The 16,744-nt window shown below is 29.4% G+C and carries 28 protein-coding genes; 15 read left to right on the top strand and 13 right to left on the bottom strand.

The window, feature by feature from the left end; all coding sequences use genetic code 11:
* Positions 1 to 229: 229 nt before the first annotated feature.
* Complete coding sequence (locus tag ACSULM_RS02555; protein ID WP_436860263.1) at positions 230 to 775, top strand: GNAT family N-acetyltransferase; 546 nt, start codon at positions 230 to 232, stop codon at positions 773 to 775.
* A 164-nt stretch (positions 776 to 939) separates the two neighbouring features.
* Here ACSULM_RS02555 and ACSULM_RS02550 read toward each other — a convergent pair whose 3' ends face one another.
* Positions 940 to 1,152, bottom strand: a complete 213-nt coding sequence (locus tag ACSULM_RS02550) for a hypothetical protein (protein WP_436860261.1) — start codon at positions 1,150 to 1,152, stop codon at positions 940 to 942.
* A gap of 299 nt (positions 1,153 to 1,451) precedes the next feature.
* Here ACSULM_RS02550 and ACSULM_RS02545 point away from each other — a divergent pair, with 299 nt between their 5' ends.
* Together ACSULM_RS02545 and ACSULM_RS02540 are read left to right on the top strand one after the other, a co-directional pair.
* Positions 1,452 to 2,747, top strand: a complete 1,296-nt coding sequence (locus tag ACSULM_RS02545) for a CitMHS family transporter (protein ID WP_436860259.1) — start codon at positions 1,452 to 1,454, stop codon at positions 2,745 to 2,747.
* Between the two features lie 188 nt (positions 2,748 to 2,935).
* Entirely contained in the window at positions 2,936 to 3,172 is a 237-nt protein-coding gene (locus ACSULM_RS02540; RefSeq protein ID WP_436860258.1) for a hypothetical protein, read from the top strand.
* A gap of 12 nt (positions 3,173 to 3,184) precedes the next feature.
* Here the strand turns inward: ACSULM_RS02540 and ACSULM_RS02535 are convergent, their stop codons facing one another.
* Positions 3,185 to 3,400 (bottom strand): YozE family protein, encoded by a 216-nt coding sequence (locus tag ACSULM_RS02535; protein WP_436860255.1) that lies wholly within the window; start codon positions 3,398 to 3,400, stop codon positions 3,185 to 3,187.
* Positions 3,401 to 3,799: 399 nt separating this feature from the next.
* Positions 3,800 to 4,048, bottom strand: coding sequence for a TM2 domain-containing protein (locus ACSULM_RS02530; RefSeq protein ID WP_436860254.1), 249 nt, complete (start codon positions 4,046 to 4,048; stop codon positions 3,800 to 3,802).
* A 234-nt stretch (positions 4,049 to 4,282) separates the two neighbouring features.
* Between ACSULM_RS02530 and tsaT the strand changes: the two genes are divergently transcribed.
* The 5 genes from tsaT to vraX all read left to right on the top strand — a co-directional run bounded on the left by tsaT (position 4,283) and on the right by vraX (position 6,662).
* Positions 4,283 to 4,465 carry a type II toxin-antitoxin system toxin TsaT gene (gene tsaT / locus ACSULM_RS02525; RefSeq protein WP_069996164.1) on the top strand — a complete coding sequence of 61 codons (183 nt, stop codon included), beginning with the start codon at positions 4,283 to 4,285 and terminating at the stop codon, positions 4,463 to 4,465.
* Positions 4,466 to 4,603: 138 nt separating this feature from the next.
* Entirely contained in the window at positions 4,604 to 4,852 is a 249-nt protein-coding gene (locus tag ACSULM_RS02520; protein ID WP_436860252.1) for a hypothetical protein, read from the top strand.
* Positions 4,853 to 4,932: 80 nt separating this feature from the next.
* Positions 4,933 to 5,874, top strand: a complete 942-nt coding sequence (locus ACSULM_RS02515; RefSeq protein ID WP_436860281.1) for an arsenic resistance protein — start codon at positions 4,933 to 4,935, stop codon at positions 5,872 to 5,874.
* Positions 5,875 to 6,062: 188 nt separating this feature from the next.
* A complete protein-coding gene (locus ACSULM_RS02510) occupies positions 6,063 to 6,197 on the top strand; it encodes a hypothetical protein (protein WP_436860250.1) in 135 nt (44 codons plus the stop codon).
* Between the two features lie 300 nt (positions 6,198 to 6,497).
* Positions 6,498 to 6,662 carry a C1q-binding complement inhibitor VraX gene (gene vraX / locus ACSULM_RS02505; RefSeq protein WP_436855173.1) on the top strand — a complete coding sequence of 55 codons (165 nt, stop codon included), beginning with the start codon at positions 6,498 to 6,500 and terminating at the stop codon, positions 6,660 to 6,662.
* Positions 6,663 to 6,800: 138 nt separating this feature from the next.
* Here the strand turns inward: vraX and ACSULM_RS02500 are convergent, their stop codons facing one another.
* The 3 genes from ACSULM_RS02500 to ACSULM_RS02490 all read right to left on the bottom strand — a co-directional run bounded on the left by ACSULM_RS02500 (position 6,801) and on the right by ACSULM_RS02490 (position 8,026).
* Complete coding sequence (locus tag ACSULM_RS02500; protein WP_436860248.1) at positions 6,801 to 7,241, bottom strand: GNAT family N-acetyltransferase; 441 nt, start codon at positions 7,239 to 7,241, stop codon at positions 6,801 to 6,803.
* A 132-nt stretch (positions 7,242 to 7,373) separates the two neighbouring features.
* Complete coding sequence (locus tag ACSULM_RS02495) at positions 7,374 to 7,760, bottom strand: VOC family protein (RefSeq protein ID WP_436860245.1); 387 nt, start codon at positions 7,758 to 7,760, stop codon at positions 7,374 to 7,376.
* An 83-nt stretch (positions 7,761 to 7,843) separates the two neighbouring features.
* Entirely contained in the window at positions 7,844 to 8,026 is a 183-nt protein-coding gene (locus tag ACSULM_RS02490; RefSeq protein WP_436860243.1) for a hypothetical protein, read from the bottom strand.
* Between the two features lie 230 nt (positions 8,027 to 8,256).
* On the opposite strand from ACSULM_RS02490, the gene ACSULM_RS02485 reads away from it, so the two are divergent.
* The 3 genes from ACSULM_RS02485 (at position 8,257) to ACSULM_RS02475 (ending at position 9,551) form a co-directional block, all read left to right on the top strand.
* Complete coding sequence (locus ACSULM_RS02485; protein WP_436860242.1) at positions 8,257 to 8,748, top strand: MepB family protein; 492 nt, start codon at positions 8,257 to 8,259, stop codon at positions 8,746 to 8,748.
* Between the two features lie 190 nt (positions 8,749 to 8,938).
* Positions 8,939 to 9,121: a CsbD family protein gene (locus ACSULM_RS02480; RefSeq protein WP_436860240.1), complete on the top strand. Its 183-nt coding sequence runs from the start codon at positions 8,939 to 8,941 to the stop codon at positions 9,119 to 9,121.
* Positions 9,122 to 9,386: 265 nt separating this feature from the next.
* On the top strand, positions 9,387 to 9,551 hold the full coding sequence (locus ACSULM_RS02475; RefSeq protein ID WP_167351822.1) for a hypothetical protein: 165 nt from the start codon (positions 9,387 to 9,389) through the stop codon (positions 9,549 to 9,551).
* A gap of 134 nt (positions 9,552 to 9,685) precedes the next feature.
* Here the strand turns inward: ACSULM_RS02475 and ACSULM_RS02470 are convergent, their stop codons facing one another.
* Positions 9,686 to 10,009, bottom strand: a complete 324-nt coding sequence (locus ACSULM_RS02470) for a DMT family transporter (RefSeq protein ID WP_436860279.1) — start codon at positions 10,007 to 10,009, stop codon at positions 9,686 to 9,688.
* Positions 10,010 to 10,130: 121 nt separating this feature from the next.
* Positions 10,131 to 10,751: a CadD family cadmium resistance transporter gene (locus ACSULM_RS02465; protein ID WP_436860237.1), complete on the bottom strand. Its 621-nt coding sequence runs from the start codon at positions 10,749 to 10,751 to the stop codon at positions 10,131 to 10,133.
* A gap of 109 nt (positions 10,752 to 10,860) precedes the next feature.
* Here ACSULM_RS02465 and ACSULM_RS02460 point away from each other — a divergent pair, with 109 nt between their 5' ends.
* Positions 10,861 to 11,352, top strand: a complete 492-nt coding sequence (locus ACSULM_RS02460; RefSeq protein WP_436860234.1) for an AAA family ATPase — start codon at positions 10,861 to 10,863, stop codon at positions 11,350 to 11,352.
* A gap of 82 nt (positions 11,353 to 11,434) precedes the next feature.
* Here ACSULM_RS02460 and ACSULM_RS02455 read toward each other — a convergent pair whose 3' ends face one another.
* The 3 genes from ACSULM_RS02455 to ACSULM_RS02445 form a co-directional block, all read right to left on the bottom strand.
* Entirely contained in the window at positions 11,435 to 11,806 is a 372-nt protein-coding gene (locus ACSULM_RS02455) for a VOC family protein (RefSeq protein WP_069996154.1), read from the bottom strand.
* A gap of 81 nt (positions 11,807 to 11,887) precedes the next feature.
* Positions 11,888 to 12,733 (bottom strand): aminoglycoside 6-adenylyltransferase, encoded by an 846-nt coding sequence (locus ACSULM_RS02450; protein WP_436860276.1) that lies wholly within the window; start codon positions 12,731 to 12,733, stop codon positions 11,888 to 11,890.
* A gap of 71 nt (positions 12,734 to 12,804) precedes the next feature.
* Positions 12,805 to 13,128, bottom strand: coding sequence for a hypothetical protein (locus ACSULM_RS02445; RefSeq protein WP_436860232.1), 324 nt, complete (start codon positions 13,126 to 13,128; stop codon positions 12,805 to 12,807).
* A gap of 89 nt (positions 13,129 to 13,217) precedes the next feature.
* Between ACSULM_RS02445 and ACSULM_RS02440 the strand changes: the two genes are divergently transcribed.
* Positions 13,218 to 13,634, top strand: a complete 417-nt coding sequence (locus ACSULM_RS02440; protein ID WP_436860231.1) for a cytidine deaminase — start codon at positions 13,218 to 13,220, stop codon at positions 13,632 to 13,634.
* A gap of 33 nt (positions 13,635 to 13,667) precedes the next feature.
* Here ACSULM_RS02440 and ACSULM_RS02435 read toward each other — a convergent pair whose 3' ends face one another.
* Positions 13,668 to 14,030 (bottom strand): GNAT family N-acetyltransferase, encoded by a 363-nt coding sequence (locus ACSULM_RS02435; protein ID WP_436860229.1) that lies wholly within the window; start codon positions 14,028 to 14,030, stop codon positions 13,668 to 13,670.
* A gap of 223 nt (positions 14,031 to 14,253) precedes the next feature.
* Here ACSULM_RS02435 and ACSULM_RS02430 point away from each other — a divergent pair, with 223 nt between their 5' ends.
* On the top strand, positions 14,254 to 14,781 hold the full coding sequence (locus ACSULM_RS02430; RefSeq protein WP_436860226.1) for a hypothetical protein: 528 nt from the start codon (positions 14,254 to 14,256) through the stop codon (positions 14,779 to 14,781).
* 423 nt (positions 14,782 to 15,204) lie between these two features.
* Positions 15,205 to 15,834 (top strand): LysE family translocator, encoded by a 630-nt coding sequence (locus ACSULM_RS02425; RefSeq protein WP_436860224.1) that lies wholly within the window; start codon positions 15,205 to 15,207, stop codon positions 15,832 to 15,834.
* A gap of 59 nt (positions 15,835 to 15,893) precedes the next feature.
* Here ACSULM_RS02425 and ACSULM_RS02420 read toward each other — a convergent pair whose 3' ends face one another.
* A complete protein-coding gene (locus ACSULM_RS02420) occupies positions 15,894 to 16,454 on the bottom strand; it encodes a type I secretion system protein (protein WP_436860221.1) in 561 nt (186 codons plus the stop codon).
* Positions 16,455 to 16,744 lie beyond the last annotated feature (290 nt).

The following is a 16,744-nucleotide window of genomic DNA, read 5'->3' as shown; positions in this document are numbered from 1 at the left end:
ATCATCGACCAAGAAAGTGTCTTAATTGGTGTACACCTTATGAAATTTTCACTGTAAGTCTGTTGCAGTTAAATTGACAATTCATCATAAATAAAAATCAAACTCTAAACATCTTTTTTACAAAAACAAAAAAAGTCATTGCCCGAATAATTTTTTTACTTTAAAATTATAGCTAAATCAAACTCCCTTTTAACAGTTCCACATCATTTCTCAAATAAGGAGGCATGACATGACTGATATTCGTTATTTAACAGAAGTAGATGTCCCTGCGTATCAAGCTTTGTTAACACAAGGCGTTCATAAAGAAATTGAAGTCATGGCTTGGAAATTCCAAACCAAAAGATCTTTAAATCAAATGGATTTGTCATTACTATTATCTAAACAATCTCCAGATTCCATAACTTTAGGCGCATTTGAAGATGATAAATTAATCGGTGCGGTAACACTCATCCATAATCAAAGCTACAGTATCGCGCATAAAGTAATGGTGGAAAATTTGTGCGTTAACAAAGACGATTCGCTTGCCCGAGAACGTGTGCTTAAGCTATTGATGCAAAATGTATTCGACATTTGTCAGGAACGTAATATTGAAATTTTATTGGCTTCACTGATTTCAAATAACATAAGTGGCAAGGTATTTTTCAGTAATTTAAACTTTGAAATGTTTGTCATAGAACAACATGCACGCAAATATGGTGATAATTACGTCGATGAGCATTGGTTTATTTATAATTTTAACGAGAATTCTAATGACATATTTGAAACACATGAATAATCTTAATTATTAACATTTATATCAACATATTAAACCTATCACGCGAATATGATAATGTACTTGTAGTGTTATACATACTTAGCTCACATTCCAAAATAGTAGGATTTTCCCAACAAATCTTCAAAATAGCTTGCATTCCTATTAATAAGACAATATGATTTTTATTAAGCACGAATGAACTTTGTAAATTTTTCGAAATGAACCATTATATTCAAGAAAGGACTGAATACTTTGAAATACGCCACGACTTTATTATCATTATTTCTATCTTTAATCACGTTGGCAACGCCATTACTTGCGGTAAGTAAGATTTTAGAAGGCAATTTACCAATACTCGCAGGCGGCTTATTTATTTTAGGTGCTTTATTGATTAACATTTACGCGTTACTCCGCGGGGATCGTATCGCTAATATTTTTGCAATGTGTGTATCGATATTTTCTCTCATATTACTATGCTACCCTATTTTGTAGGCATTCCTCGCAGAATATATAGACTAGGCTACATATTTATATTATCTAAATCACAACTCTATAATCACCTAAGTTAATTGGTGAATTATAGAGTTTTTTATTTTTAAAATTTATACTTATTCTATTATTATAAACATTTTTGCATATTTTAATTTCACAAATCTTCTGAAAGCGCTATAATGAAAAAAATAAGGGGGGATTTCAAATGAATTTAGCAATACTCGGTTTTATTATGATTATCATCTTTATGATTTTAATCATGACACGAAAAATGTCAGCGTTAACTGCATTAATCGTTATACCGACGATTTTTGCATTGATTGGGGGCTTTTACGCAGGACTCGGTAAATTCATGCTTGAAGGTATTGAAACAGTTGCACCAACTGGTATTATGCTTACCTTTGCAATATTATATTTTGGAGTCATGATAGACGCCGGTTTATTCGAACCAGTCATCAATCAAATTATTAAAGTCGTTAAAGGGGATCCAGTTAAAATTGCAATTGGTACTGTAATTTTAGCTTCGATGGTGGCTTTAGATGGAGATGGTACTACTACTTTCATCATTACTGTGACAGCAATGATGCCACTTTACAAAAAAATTGGTATGAGTTTATATACACTTTCGACTTTGGCACTATTATCCATTGGTGTCATGAACATGTTACCTTGGGGTGGTCCAACTGCACGTGCAATTTCATCATTACAAGTAACTACTGAAGAAGTATTTGTGCCAATCATTCCAGCAATGGTTGCAGGTATTGTATTTGCTTTTGGTGTCGCATACATATTAGGTAAACGTGCTAGAAAATATATTACGTCATATACTGATATTGATTTAGATGATATTAGACCTACAGATACAAAAGAAGAATCACTATTGAAAAGACCGAAAATGCTTATACCGAATGCTATACTCACAATTTCACTAATTGTGTGTCTTGTTATCGGTATTTTACCAATACCAGTCATGTTTATGCTGTGGTTTGGGGTCGCAATTTTATTAAATTATCCAAATCTCAGTATTCAAAATTCAGTCGTAAAAAAACATGCTGGTGATGTTCTTTCAGTTATCAGTCTTGTATTTGCGTCAGGTATATTCACGGGCGTTATGAATGGTACAAAGATGGTAAATGAAATGGCGACTGCACTGGTTCACATCATACCAGATGCAATGGGTAATCACTTTGCATTAATAACTGCTATATTAAGTGGGCCATTCACATATTTCATGGCAAATGATCCATTCTACTATGGCGTGTTACCAATTCTTGCAGAATCAGCGCAACAATTTGGCATTTCTAAAGTAGCTATGGCAAGAGCATCCGTATTGGGACAACCATTACATGTATTAAGCCCATTATATGCAGCTGGTTACTTACTTGTTGGTATGCTTGATATTGAATACGGTCAGAACCAACGAATTGTAATTAAATGGGCCATTGGATCCAGTTTATTCATGATATTAGTTGCCTGTCTTCTCGGTATCATTCCGTGGTAATTTTTTAAATTTTAAAATACAGAACAATATTAAAAAAGTGCGCTTTCTCAACTGCGGAAGCGCACTTTCACATTTTATTTTAACCATAACAAATTGTAAAAATTTAATTTATTATATCAATCTCGTTTTGATGGAATATTACATGGGTAAAATTAACTATCGGATTTACAATATTAAGGAGTGTTTTTATGAATGATCTTAATGAATGTAATTACATTCATCCTTCAAAAATATCACTTGATTGGGAATGCTTTGTTATAAGCAAAAGTGACATGGAATTAGATGGATTACCTGAAGAACTCATTAATTCATGGATGGCTCAAGATATCATCGAACCCTTTTCAATAAGAAATAATGAAATTAATTTTAAGACTAAAGATATTCGAGACGCTTTATGTAAACAAAATTGGTACTTTGAAGATTAAACGTAGGCATTCTTATGACAATTCAGTGCTATTAATATACAAACTCAAAGCTCTTTTGGCAGAAGCTAGTATTTCATGATCAAAGTAATTGCTATAAAAGTAAGTATTTAACACAATGGAACTTGTTTCATACTTTGGAAAATTCTTATCGCCCATAATATTATGCGCTAGTTGACCAAAAGGTGTATCATCTTCTAAAAACCCTAATATAAAATCATAAAATGTCATAAGCGTTACCTCGATTATCTCAATTTTAATCATTACACTGTTTTATCATTTTTGAATCTTGTGTTAATCATAACAAATAATAGTGATTTGTCTATCACGATACATTTTAAAATTTAAATATTTTTTAATATTTTCCTGTCATAACAATATTTATTTTAGAATTGTAAATTTTATTAAGTTTTTTATTTCAACTTAACAATTTATAATTTTGAGATGTATTTACTTATTTATCTGTAAACATTAAAAAACTAAATCCATACTTTATAAACGTAAACCTATAGGTTAATTGAACTTCACATATTATAGGTTTATGTTTTTTTATTCAAAATAAGTATATTAATAAAAAAAGCAAACTAAGCGTTTATCACACTTAATTTGCTTGAAATAAATAGTTTATCGTTAAACGAGTACATTGCCTCGTTCATCTGAAGGTTTGAATAACACGATAATCGCACCAATAATAGCTAAAATTTGCGGAATCCCTGTCCAACAAAATACTAGGAATAGTAGACCCATGCCTGTTTTTCTTGCATAAAATTTATGCACGCCAAAACTACCTAGAAATACTGCCAATACAATATAAATTACTTTATTTACTTCATTCACTGCACTCTCTCCTATCCAATATATTCTAAATATATTATACATCAGATGAATTACGTTCTTAAAGTAATTCAATACACCATTCAAATCATTTCACTTTCACATGTACAGTCCAATTGAAATTCAGCATGTTTCCATAACTATAAAATCAAAAAAATTAACGATTAACCTATGTCTGTTTACTATTTAGTGATAAGATGATACTACTATAATATCAAAAATGACAACGTTATAATTGTTTATAAATAGAACATATTTTAAAGAAGGAGGTGTAGTGTTTTGAGTCTACATTTCATGATTGTCTTCTGGTTATCTTTATTTTTCTTAATTTGTGGTATAGCTTCGCTCATTACATACAAAATTAGAGGATCACAACAAGCAAAAGAGTCTCTACTCGGTGTTACTGTGATGCTCATAATTTTTGGCGTAGTCGGCATTCTATTTTCACTCATTTTCAGCTAATTTATCAACAAAAATCGTTGTATAGCCAAGTGCTAATCAACGATTTTTTATTTGGATTAATTATTAATTTTGGGATACGCATGTACACAAATATATTATAATGACTTTAAACATATATACATTAAAGGAGATTTAGTTATGAAACTTACATATTTACCAGAATGGCAGATCATCAATCAAAGTAAACAATCTTTCGCCATTCAAGAAGACGAAACATCAATCTCATTAGTTAGTCCTATCAATGATTATGCCATGGGGATTTTGAGCCAAGTATTTTTCACAATAGAACAAGGTAAAGTCACACGAACACAAGTTGAAAATAACAGTAAATCACTTAAAATAGAAATAAATACTTCCAAATCTCAAATAATAATCAAAGATTTATAAGCACTGATTGAATTAACTTGATGATGGCCTGATTGAATTTTTAAGAAAGGAGCTAAACTGTACAAAATTTCAAAAATGCAATTGAATATTTCCAAATATATATTTATCTTATCGCCTTACTATTGGCTGTCATTGTAGGGTTAACCTTCCCTACTTTCACTTCAAATTTAGAGCCATTAATTAGTATCTGCATAGCTATACTTATGTTTAGTATGTTTTCACAAATTCCCTTTTTAAATTTACGTAACAACCTACTAAATTTAAAATTCATGTTTGCCTTAATCTTATCTAATTTTCTATTCATACCATTACTTGTATTTGGAATAATTCATGCTTTCAATATATCATCTTCTGCAATTTTAATTGGGCTTTGTTTGGTATTACTAACACCTTGCATAGACTACGTTATTGTTTTCACCGCTTTAGGCAAAGGGAATGCACATTACTTACTTATTTCAACGCCTATTCTTTTCATCCTACAAATGCTATTCTTGCCAATATATCTGACTATCTTTTTGAATAAAGACATGATAACGATGATAGAAGTTACACCATTTATTCATTCATTTGTAACCTTTATTATTATTCCTGTAATTATAGCAATTTTACTTCAACTATTAAGTACAAAGTCTACCGCTATGCAACGAGCGCTAAATTTCACAAGCTGGTTACCTGAACTTTTTATGGCATTTGTACTCTTTACAATTGTTGCTTCACAGATTGATAAGATAACGAATGATATATACGTAGTGATTACAGTCATTCCCATCTATATTTCATTTATGATAATTGCACCTATAATTGGTTATTTTACTGGGAAATTATTCCGATTAGAGGCTCCATTGATAAGAACCATTGCTTTCAGTTCTAGCACGAGAAATGCCCTGGTTGTATTGCCATTGGCTTTAGCCCTACCAGATACAGTGGTAACAATTGCTACCACTGTCATTATTACTCAGACACTTATCGAATTAATGGGTGAGATTATCTACATCAAACTTATTCCTAAATTAATAAAATAGTCAGCAGATTCCATTTATAAATCCATCACAACGGCGAATACTTTAATCAACTTATTGAACGTAAGACAACCAAACTTTTAATTTTAATGAATAGTTATCGTAAAATTTCCAATTTTGTTATAAAATTATTTCAAAGGGTAATGTTTCATCTTTAATATAAAAAATCATTAATATGGGAGTTGTCGATTTTGAAAAAGGTTCTCTTAACACTACTAGGGATAATTAGTATTAGTTTTTTAATTAAATCATTGTTGTCTATCGTTATTGAGGTTGAATTTGATGAAGATACTGTCGACGAAGACAGAGTGAACGATCAATTTTAGAATACATTATATTACTGATACAAAGGATTTGAGACATATATTGTCTTGAATCCTTTTTTATTTGTCAGGATTCATAAAATAACATATGCTCTTTCGAAAACAACATTTTTATTTAATTTAGTGAAGTAAAATATTTTTGAATTAATAATAAATTTTTAAATCTGTTCACAAAAACAAAAAGATAAATCGAATCATACTATTGGAAAATAATTTAATAAAAAGTTATTCTATAGTTAAAGCAATACAACAGAAAGCGTTTAATATCTCGTTTGACGCTTCAATAAAACAAAGGGTGATAACATGAAGGTACTCCGTAAGGTCTATAAGAACGATGAACCCATTTACCACGTAAAAACCGATAAAGGTTCCGTTATTCGCATTAAAGGCTCAGACGATTTAACCGAAGCTGAAACTGAATCATTATTAACACTTGTATCACAAGATATTGATAAAATGAAAAAATAAATCAGCACATCGTATTTTAACTGTGGACACTAGCAACATCTACTTCCATAACTTAATAGTACACATGCAGACTGTTGAATGTATCAACTTGTAATCATTCGACAGCCTGTACTAAGGCTTGGTGATTGCATACATCAATTATTCATTTGCATACAGTTCTAGCGTAATGTGTGGGATATTATCTTCTAAATAGACATCAGAAACACTGTGAAAGCCGAAAGATTCATAAAACGATTTGAGATGTGCCTGTCCAGAAATTTTAATAGTTTGTGGCGGATAATTTTCTCGAATTGCATCAATAGTTAATTGGACAATTTTACGTCCATATCCTTCTTTTCTGTATTTTTCAGCGACAAGTACCCTACCAAAACTAATATAAGTATCGTGTTCAATAATACGAGCATATGCGACGATATCATTACCATCTTTTAACATTACATGTGATGCTCTTACATCAGCATCGTCTACTTCTTCATACAAGCAACGCTGTTCTATTACGAATACTCGTACCCGCGCCTGAAATACTTTAACTAACTCAAGTGGTGTCATTTCTGAAGTTTGTTTAATTTGTAATTCCATAGCTATTCATCTCCAATATAGAAATAGCTAGGTATAAACTACAACACCTATTCTCGTGATTCATAGCATACACCTAGCTCTTATAAATTCTTTTTAATTTTCAAACAAGCATGTTGGGTTGTGGATATAGATCTATTGTTCTACAATTTGAATCAAGTTACCACACGTATCATCAAATATTGCATACTTAACGCCTTCAACTTCTTTTGGCTCAGTATGGAAACTAATTCCTTTTTCTACTAACTTGTTATGCTCCGCTTCAAGGTTATCAACACCAAACATAGTAACTGGAATGCCAGCTTGATAAAGTCCCTCTTGATAATTTTTAGCAATTGGACTTTCATTTGGTTCTAATACGATTTCAACTGGATTATTCGAATCTTCTTCCGTAACAGTAACCCATCTAAATCCTCCACCAATTTCAATATTATGTTTCGCTTTGAATCCTAATTTTTCAGTATAAAATTGTTGTGCTTTATCTTGGTTATCAACGAAAATACTCATTGCTATAATTTTCATTATTAATCTCCTTTATTTGTAGTTTTATCTTTTCTGTTCAACACACGAATGTATCAAATATTATTTATTACAATGGGTAACGCTTATTTTTTAAATACAACTGTAACCATGTAATCTATACCTTCAACACTATTCGTCACTAAAGGTGTAACACTTACGAGTTCCCAATGCTGTTTTTCATCAACATATTGTAAAAACTCATTCACTCTTGCATCAAATTCACAAAAACTTTCATCATATTCCATATGCAATGTTTTAATCATCATCATACCCACTCCTTTTACACCTTTCATTTTAAAGGTCAGTTATTTTCAATACAAACTAAACGAATTTATTATTTTGCTTAAACATAGTGGGAATTTTATTGCGTGTATACACGATAAATACCCATTATTTTACTTTACACACAATTTTAGTTTCATTCGAATTGCACATTTCAAAAAATTAAGCATGTTATAATGAATAAGATTAAAAAATACTTTAAAAGGACTCAATCATGTGCCTATCACTCGCATTTATAAAATCAAATTTACAATGCCAAAACACAAGCGACTTAAAAAACGTAAAATACGAAACTTATAACTCAGAATACGAAAGTGTCTATTTTCAAATAAATGACACAACATTTAGAAGTCGCCTCGCTAAAAAAACACCTAACAAAAAAGGATATTTTGTTGTATTTTGGACTAAAGATGAAAATAATAAAAACCGACCATTCACTTATGAAGAGTGCGCAGACAAACTCATCATATCTATTATCGACGGCCAACGTAAAGGTTTATTTATTTTTCCTAAATCTACACTAAAAGCACGAAAGTTATTACAAACCGAACATTCAAAAGGCAAAATGGCAATAAGAGTCTATCCTACATGGGAAACCGAGCTGAACCAAACAGCCAAAAAATCTCAAAAATGGCAAACCGATTATTTCGTAGATCTTTCTCGTGAAACAGATCATCAGTTATTTAATCAATTGTTGGAAAAATAATAATTTGCCAATCACTTTACGTTGAGTTCATTAAAAATCCTTTACAGAAACATTCCTTTTGCCATAACCTTAAAAATTTAGAACTTGTCCTTAAATTTTAATAGTTATGTATTTTAATTGCCTTAAATTTTATAACTTTGTATATTAAGTATATAAGAAAATTCAAAAATAAATTTTAGAGGTGAATAACATGGCAGATGAAAGTAAATTCGATCAAGTAAAAGGAAATTTAAAAGAAACAGCGGGCAATGTTATGGATAACAAAGAATTAGAAAAAGAAGGCCAAGACGAAAAAAATGCAGGAAAAGCTAAAGAAATAACTGAAAATGCTAAAGACAAAGTGAACAATTTTATTGATAAATTCAAAAAATAAATGGCTTTAATTCACTTAATAGTAAATAGAAATTATAACCCTATCGGCAAAGTTTAATGCTTTGTCGATATTTTGTGATTTTAATGGTCGATATAGTAAATAAAAATTAAATATTGCCCTCTTTTTAGTTACAAACATACTTATGTATAGTACAATTAAACAAATCTTATTATTTCTATCCGATATATAGTTTACATATTAAAATGATGGGAATATATCTTGAGCACGGCCGATTAATACATTAATGCAAATTGAGGGGATATTTATGAAAATTATTAATTATGAAATTGGTTCGATTGATATTAGTTATACTGTCGAAACTATAAAAGGACATATCTTCACACACGCATTACCAAAAGATACACCTTCTACAAACGTAGAACGTTACTTAACTTTAATATCAACTAATTTGGATAAACAAAAAGTATAATACTTATGAATCCATTGAGTTAAATATAGACTTGGGCAGATATTTTAAACTATTCAATATAATTGTTTAGTTTATTTTTTTTGCAATTATAAAAATAGCACCTATTCATTAAAATAGGCACTATGTTATATAAATTATTTAGTTGTACCTACCGTATTAAGTAGAACAATACCCAACGTAATAAATATTATTGAAATAATACCAATCAAATTCAAAGATTCTTTAAATATGACTACAGATAATACTATACTTAATACCAAACCTAATCCAGCCCAAGTCGCATAACGTAGACTTAATGGTAAATCCTTCATAGCTAAACTAAAAAAGTAAAAACATATAATAAACGAAACAATCGCGCCTATGCTAGGATATAGTTTACTAAATCCCGCTGATGATTTAAGTGAAACTGTCCCAGTAATCTCCGTTACAATTGCGATTAATAAATATAAATAAGTCATAATAATCCTTTCAGAAAACAATCTTTTCATGAAATTTTTTCCATTTAAATATTAAACCTCAAAATAAAGCAGAATTAAAAATCAAGAAACTATATTTACTCTAATTTTAAATGCTGCATTTCTATTTGAATAAAACCTCAAAAATAGTTGTAATAGTCTCATTTTCAATTACAATAAATATGCCTAAACCAATATAAATAATTGCCATAATCCAACGGTTGTACTTTTCTATAACTTCGCCAACACCTGATATATTCGATAGTTTTTGAGCTGTGAATACTAAGATAAATATTAAAATGACAAAAACAATGAGCGTCGTAATTATTTCTACTAAATTGAGTGTTACGAAATAAGGTACAAACAATCCAATATTATCTGCACCACAGCTTGCTACTGTCACCAATGCTACAATACCTATGAGTTTAGTTAATCCTTTTTCATTTAATTCACGTTTAGCACGCGCCTCCCCTTCACAATCTCCAGAAATCGCTACTTTAATTCCTAAATATATGGGTATGAGCCCCAATAAGCCCAATATCCATTTTTCTGGAACATAATGTAAGACGAATGCAAAAAATAAACTTACTAAAATTAATATAAGTGAGCCTAAATATTGTCCAATATAGATATTTCGATATTCCTTTTTCGTAGATGCTTTGGCAAAAAATATTAATAAAATCACTAGTAAATCAACAGCTGTTGCAGTATATAATATTGCAGCTGTAATTATTGTCTGAATCATAGCACACCTCTTCAACAAATAATATTGCATATATTATACATGAACTAAAGTTTAAATAGTGCGGTATGTGTTAAACTTATACTTAATATTCGAAGTTGGAGGGTATGTTATGACTACAAAAGGCACATTATATTGTTTTGCTGGTAAAATGGGCGCTGGTAAATCGACAAAAGCTAAAGCACTTACAGAATCAAAAAATGCAATACTCCTATCCGAAGATGATCTTTTATCTCAGCTTTATCCAAATCATGTTCAATCATTTGATGATTATTTAACTTTCTCTTCTCGAATAAAACCATTTATCCATAGACATGTACAACAATTACTTAAAATTGGCGTAGATGTGGTAATGGATTTTCCCGGAAACACAATCAATCAAAGACAATGGTTTTTAGATATTATTTCAGAAATTCAAGCCGATCATCAACTCATTCATTTAAATATTGATGATGCAACATGCTTACAACAAATAAAAATTCGTCGTCAAACTAATCCTGAAAGAGCAGGTTTTGATACAGAAGCTACATTCAATTATGTAAGTAGTTTTTTTGAAGAACCACAACCTTCTGAAGGTCTTAATATTTTAGAAATTAAAGAATAACAAAAAACACTTTATTTAAGTTCAAGCAACTCAAATAAAGTGTTTCTTTATATCTTAGTAAACTATTAAAATTTCGAACAAATTAGTCACTTACTGCAAAATAATTGCCTTGACCATCTTGGAAATTGAACACACGTAAACCAGACATTTCTACAATATCATGACCAGTTAAACCTTTTTCTTTTAATTTTTCATATAATGCATCGAAATCTTTTTCTTTAAACATTAATGAAGGCGTGCCAAGACTTACTTCTGGACTATATTTATTCATAAACTCTTTTTCAATAATTGATAATGACGTTTCTACTGATTCATTTGGTGCTACTTCTACAGCTTTAAACCCTTCAGCCATTTCTTCTTCAGAGATAACAACAAATCCCATTGTATCTTTCCAAAACTCAACAGCTTTAGCTTGATCGTCTACATATAACATTACTTGGTTTAATTTTTCCATTTTATATAAAACTCCCTTGTTTATGATATTTACATCATACCCAATTTATTAGTATATAGAAACATTAACCAAGATATCTTTTTATATAGTATCAACATAACCTATATATTTTTTCACCTCATTATACATATCAGCAGTATAATTTACATTACTTTGATGACTTACTTTAAGTGCAGTTTCATCGAATAGTTTTATCATAGTATATAATGAGTTAACAATTTCTTTTTTATTCAGATTAGGATATGACAAATGAATATAGTTATATTCATAAGAGTTTAAATGTTTAACTATATATTTATAATGCTTACCTAAATCAATGCTGCTTCCAGCTTCTAAATTGATTTTCCAAGACAACATAAGAAATAGCATTTCTCTTACTATATTTAAATGAGTCATTGAATATATCAATTCCTCTCTCCATAAACCTTTCATAACATTTGTTGAAATCCAATAAAACTCTGTGACACATTCATCGAAAAGTTTTTGATATGGAATATCAAAATCAAAATTTTTATTTATATAAATATCTTGTGATGAAAACAAACTCTCTTTATCTAGTAATACTTGTGTTATTTTTTCTTCCTGTAAGAATTGTTTTATATTGCTTTTTGAAATAATAGTTAAGTCAATTCTATTAAAGTCGTAGAACAACATTAAAATAGGAAATATTTCTTTGGACGTATATTGATATAAATCTTCTAATACTGGATATTGTGTCATTATTCTTTTGCCGAATTGATTTATCCATTCCAAATTTGAAACTTGTATGTCTATATTTTCGACAATATAGACAATATCAAAGTCTTGGTATTTATCTTTTTTAATAGTTTTATCAGCCCTAGAACCATTCATACATACCGCTTTAATATTTTCATTATCTTTCGCTATATCTAAGATATAACTTAGCATTTCAGCCTCCGATCTCATAATTGCCACTCCATTGCACTTTAATTTAAAATAAATTACATTATTTAATGAAAATTTTTTCACTTAGATTATTAAACTGCTTTCTCTGTACCTTGATGAAACAATAACTTCCAATCATTTTCATAATATTTCCAAATTGAACTCCGATTTGTAACACTATTTTTAGTAATATTACTTAGTGTATATGTGCAAAGCTTACAATCATCAGATAAACTGTACTCTAGAAATTCATGTATTTCATACTCATCTCCATCTAATTTAATATCACTTATATCTGTTTTATCATATACCTTGCCTGACTTACCAAACTCTTTAAAATCAGGGTGTAAAACCTCTTTCACTTTACCTTTTTCTCTAGCATCTCTATTTAAATGAAGCCATTCATATTCAATCATTTAACACCCTCCGCTCTTAATATTTAGTTAAATGCTATTCTAAAGTTTAGTAAAATGCATTTATATAGCTAATTTAAGGAGTGATTTATATGCAAATAGAACAAAAACTTTTTGACTCTGCTAAAGCATTAATTAATAAAAGATATCCCCATGGGTGGGGTGGCGCAGCTGTAATGTATTCAAAGTCTGGAAACATTTATACTTCAGTAGCACCTGAAATAATAAATGCATCGAGTGCTTTATGTATAGAAACCGGTGCCATTTTAGAAGCCCATAAATATCAAGATATTATTACACATTCGATATGCGTTGTTAGAGATGATGAGCATAGCAAATTCAAAATACTAACGCCTTGTGGTACATGCCAAGAAAGACTTTTATATTGGGGAAATCAAATCAAGGTAGCTGTAACTACTCAAAATGATCAACCAGAGTATAAGTTACTAAATGAGCTACAACCATTTCATTGGACTAATGCCTATGATGATATTGAATTCAATGATTAAGTAAAATAATTTATTTAATGGGTTCAAATAAACCTAGTTCTTTATATTTAGATTTTTTCTATATCCATAAAACGTTCTGAAATTTTGTTTTTCATAAAATGTTGAAGATTGTTTTGTCGCTAATAAATCAATTCTTGTATGAGGGTATTTTATATGTAAATCGTTTATCAATAATTTACCTATACCCTCACCTCTCTTCTGTTTTATTATTAATAATTCACAGACAAACAAAGTTACATAACCATCTGTTAAAGCTCTAATATAGCCTAGGACATTATCATTGTTATCAACTGCAACAATAGTGATAGAATTTTCCAATGCTTTCAAATAGTTTTCTTTATCTGCGACAAGGTTACCCCTTCCTTCTTGTTCATTTAATTCATTAATTTGGTCCAAATAGTGTGAATGGAAATTTGTTAATCTATATTCTATGATAATTCACATCCTTAGATTTAAATTTTTATTGTTCACAGAATATTCTAACATATTTATAATTTTCTCTTACATCAAATTTTATTGTAAAGATAAAGTTTGAGTTTTTTTATTTTGTCATTATAGCCCAATTATTTTTTAGGTATAGTACAATTAACTTATAAAATTAATTTAAGGGGATGTTCAAATGAAAAAAGTTTTAATTTTATTATTAACAAGCTTCTTAGTATTAGCAGCATGTGGCAATAAAGAGGAAAGTCGTTTAGATGATAAAAAAGACACTAAATCATCTGAGAAAAAAGATAAAAAGTCTAACGATAACAAAAAATCTAACGATGATAAGAAAGACAAAAAATCTAATGAAGAGAATAGTAACGAACAAAATACAAATGAAAATACAAGTACTGAACAGCCTGTAAACACACAAGAACAACAAAGCACAGAGCAGCCTGTACAACCTCAAGAACAACAAAGTACACAAGAACCAGTACAGTCTCAGGAGCAACCTAGTACACAAGCTCCATTACAATCGCAAGAACAACAAAATGCACAATCTCAACAATCAAATGATGTTCACACTTATCATTATGATCCTGAATATGACAAATATGGTTATACTGGTGAAGTTGACGAAAATGGTGTGCCTGTTTTAGATCCAAATGAAAATTACAATCCTCATGGTGATGTAGTACCAGGTGAAGGATATAATAATTAGAGAATTATAACTTTAACAGACAAAAGAATAGGTATTGGTACTTCATATAAAATAGAAAATTATTATCAGCAAAGTCCGCAAAATTTCACTCTATAATATAGTTAACGCCCCAAAACTTTGCTTGGGGCGTTATTTTATATCTTAATTTAATAATTATGAATTCATTCTATAATCAATTCTTATTTTTCCAAAACTCGTTATTTCTCCAACACATTTTCATTTAAAACTAAAGATGCGATAACGCCTATTGGTATAACTAGTATTAGCGTTACAAATATAATCGCAATAATCATATATAAAATGAACATTCACACATCTTCCCAATCTTATTTTTTATTAATTAAATAATTCTTTGTTTATTATTTAAATATTCCGAATTTTATAGTATGATATAATTTAACGCATTGATAAGGGGGCTAATTTATGTTCGATATCGTATCATTTCAAGTATTTTTAATAACTGCAATTATAATTTGTGTGACCCCTGGTATTGATACAATGTTCATATTGAGTCGGAGCATCTCTCAAGGACGTAATGCCGGTGTCTATTCAGTTCTTGGCATTTCTGCAGGCTGTTTAGTACATACATTACTTGCCGCTATTGGACTTTCAGCACTATTACAGACTTCTGTACTGCTATTTACAATTGTTAAAATTATAGGTGCAATTTACCTTGTTTTCTTGGGAATTCAAATGCTACTAAGTAAATCCTCACGTTTAGATATTGTGAAAGTTGATAAAGTGTCGAACCGTAAGTTATTTATGCAAGGCATGATCACAAATGTGACAAATCCAAAAGTAGCCTTATTTTATATTTCTTTCGTTCCTCAGTTTATATCATCAGATAATCACTTTGGTCCCGTTCCATTTCTAATACTTGGTGTGATATTCACATTAGTTGGTGCAATTTGGGATTTAATTACAGTAATCTTTTCAAGCGCCCTTACATCAAAACTTAGAAATAACAAATTAGTGGAACCTATATTAAACAAAATCACTGGTATCATATTTATCTTTTTAGGTATTAGTTTATTTAACACTAAAACAAATTAATTTAACAGAAGAGAGAAGTAATCACTTATATGACTACTTCTCTCTAGTTTTATAGTTATTTATGATTTTTTAATTTCTTCATATTTTCTAAGTTTTGGTTCAAAAATCGTATGGTTATAATTATTACGCGCAAAATTCCTCATTTTTTCTGTAAAAACATATACTTCTTTATCTAAATTAACTTTTGATTTAACAATTATCGTTTTATCAAAGTTAGCATCCTCGAAATTATCTTCATATATTTTGTAAGCCACTTTAAATTTATTGAAACGTTGTTCTAAAGGTTCAAAACGTTGCAGTAAATCTTGAATAGATTTATTAGACTCATTATCAAAATGACTCATATTAGTTATTAGATCTTGCATTTGCTTATCTAATGACTTAAAGTCTTGTTCAATATCGTAATAAATTTCTGAAGTATATGCTTTATTCAAAAATGCAGTATTTTGGTCTAATTTTGTATTTCTAATCCTCGCAACTTTATAAACAATTAAATCAATCATACTCTTAATATCATTCTCATAATCTACTCTTTTATCTCTATATTCTTTGCGAAACTGCAACCATACTCCTATTAAAGCGATAAGACCACCTGCAAGTGCTGATATAAACTCTGACATAATAATCTCTCCTCTTCATAAAAATATCTTTATTGATTAATAGCCTATTTTTTAAAATAAAAACTTTATTTTTATATATTTTTAAAAATATACAAAATTATTCTCACTTTATATTTATATCATCCATATTGTTGCGCTGCTAAAATATCTAGTTAGCTTATTTAAGAATGAGGATTTATGTTTGTGATTACACCAATATTTTAAAACATTCATTTTTTATAGTAACTTTTAAAAGTAATAGCACTAAAATAACATACAAAAAAACTCCCAACCGCAATGGTTGAGAGTTT

It is taken from the genome of Staphylococcus caeli (genome assembly GCF_051413795.1).
In the GTDB taxonomy this organism is placed as follows: domain Bacteria; phylum Bacillota; class Bacilli; order Staphylococcales; family Staphylococcaceae; genus Staphylococcus; species Staphylococcus caeli_A.
Note: the sequence above shows the minus strand (reverse complement) of the source record. Positions and strands in the feature narration are given on the sequence as shown.

Bases quoted from the DNA above. Each gene is read 5' to 3' on its own strand.
- ACSULM_RS02555 (WP_436860263.1), top strand. From the start codon at position 230: ATGACTGATATTCGTTATTTAACAGAAGTAGATGTCCCTGCGTATCAA.
- ACSULM_RS02550 (WP_436860261.1), bottom strand. From the start codon at position 1,152: ATGTTAATCAATAAAGCACCTAAAATAAATAAGCCGCCTGCGAGTATT.
- ACSULM_RS02545 (WP_436860259.1), top strand. From the start codon at position 1,452: ATGAATTTAGCAATACTCGGTTTTATTATGATTATCATCTTTATGATT.
- ACSULM_RS02540 (WP_436860258.1), top strand. From the start codon at position 2,936: ATGAATGATCTTAATGAATGTAATTACATTCATCCTTCAAAAATATCA.
- ACSULM_RS02535 (WP_436860255.1), bottom strand. From the start codon at position 3,400: ATGACATTTTATGATTTTATATTAGGGTTTTTAGAAGATGATACACCT.
- ACSULM_RS02530 (WP_436860254.1), bottom strand. From the start codon at position 4,048: ATGTATAATATATTTAGAATATATTGGATAGGAGAGAGTGCAGTGAAT.
- ACSULM_RS02520 (WP_436860252.1), top strand. From the start codon at position 4,604: ATGAAACTTACATATTTACCAGAATGGCAGATCATCAATCAAAGTAAA.
- vraX (WP_436855173.1), top strand. From the start codon at position 6,498: ATGAAGGTACTCCGTAAGGTCTATAAGAACGATGAACCCATTTACCAC.
- ACSULM_RS02500 (WP_436860248.1), bottom strand. From the start codon at position 7,241: ATGGAATTACAAATTAAACAAACTTCAGAAATGACACCACTTGAGTTA.
- ACSULM_RS02495 (WP_436860245.1), bottom strand. From the start codon at position 7,760: ATGAAAATTATAGCAATGAGTATTTTCGTTGATAACCAAGATAAAGCA.
- ACSULM_RS02490 (WP_436860243.1), bottom strand. From the start codon at position 8,026: ATGATGATTAAAACATTGCATATGGAATATGATGAAAGTTTTTGTGAA.
- ACSULM_RS02485 (WP_436860242.1), top strand. From the start codon at position 8,257: ATGTGCCTATCACTCGCATTTATAAAATCAAATTTACAATGCCAAAAC.
- ACSULM_RS02480 (WP_436860240.1), top strand. From the start codon at position 8,939: ATGGCAGATGAAAGTAAATTCGATCAAGTAAAAGGAAATTTAAAAGAA.
- ACSULM_RS02475 (WP_167351822.1), top strand. From the start codon at position 9,387: ATGAAAATTATTAATTATGAAATTGGTTCGATTGATATTAGTTATACT.
- ACSULM_RS02470 (WP_436860279.1), bottom strand. From the start codon at position 10,009: ATGACTTATTTATATTTATTAATCGCAATTGTAACGGAGATTACTGGG.
- ACSULM_RS02465 (WP_436860237.1), bottom strand. From the start codon at position 10,751: ATGATTCAGACAATAATTACAGCTGCAATATTATATACTGCAACAGCT.
- ACSULM_RS02460 (WP_436860234.1), top strand. From the start codon at position 10,861: ATGACTACAAAAGGCACATTATATTGTTTTGCTGGTAAAATGGGCGCT.
- ACSULM_RS02455 (WP_069996154.1), bottom strand. From the start codon at position 11,806: ATGGAAAAATTAAACCAAGTAATGTTATATGTAGACGATCAAGCTAAA.
- ACSULM_RS02450 (WP_436860276.1), bottom strand. From the start codon at position 12,733: ATGAGATCGGAGGCTGAAATGCTAAGTTATATCTTAGATATAGCGAAA.
- ACSULM_RS02445 (WP_436860232.1), bottom strand. From the start codon at position 13,128: ATGATTGAATATGAATGGCTTCATTTAAATAGAGATGCTAGAGAAAAA.
- ACSULM_RS02440 (WP_436860231.1), top strand. From the start codon at position 13,218: ATGCAAATAGAACAAAAACTTTTTGACTCTGCTAAAGCATTAATTAAT.
- ACSULM_RS02430 (WP_436860226.1), top strand. From the start codon at position 14,254: ATGAAAAAAGTTTTAATTTTATTATTAACAAGCTTCTTAGTATTAGCA.
- ACSULM_RS02425 (WP_436860224.1), top strand. From the start codon at position 15,205: ATGTTCGATATCGTATCATTTCAAGTATTTTTAATAACTGCAATTATA.
- ACSULM_RS02420 (WP_436860221.1), bottom strand. From the start codon at position 16,454: ATGTCAGAGTTTATATCAGCACTTGCAGGTGGTCTTATCGCTTTAATA.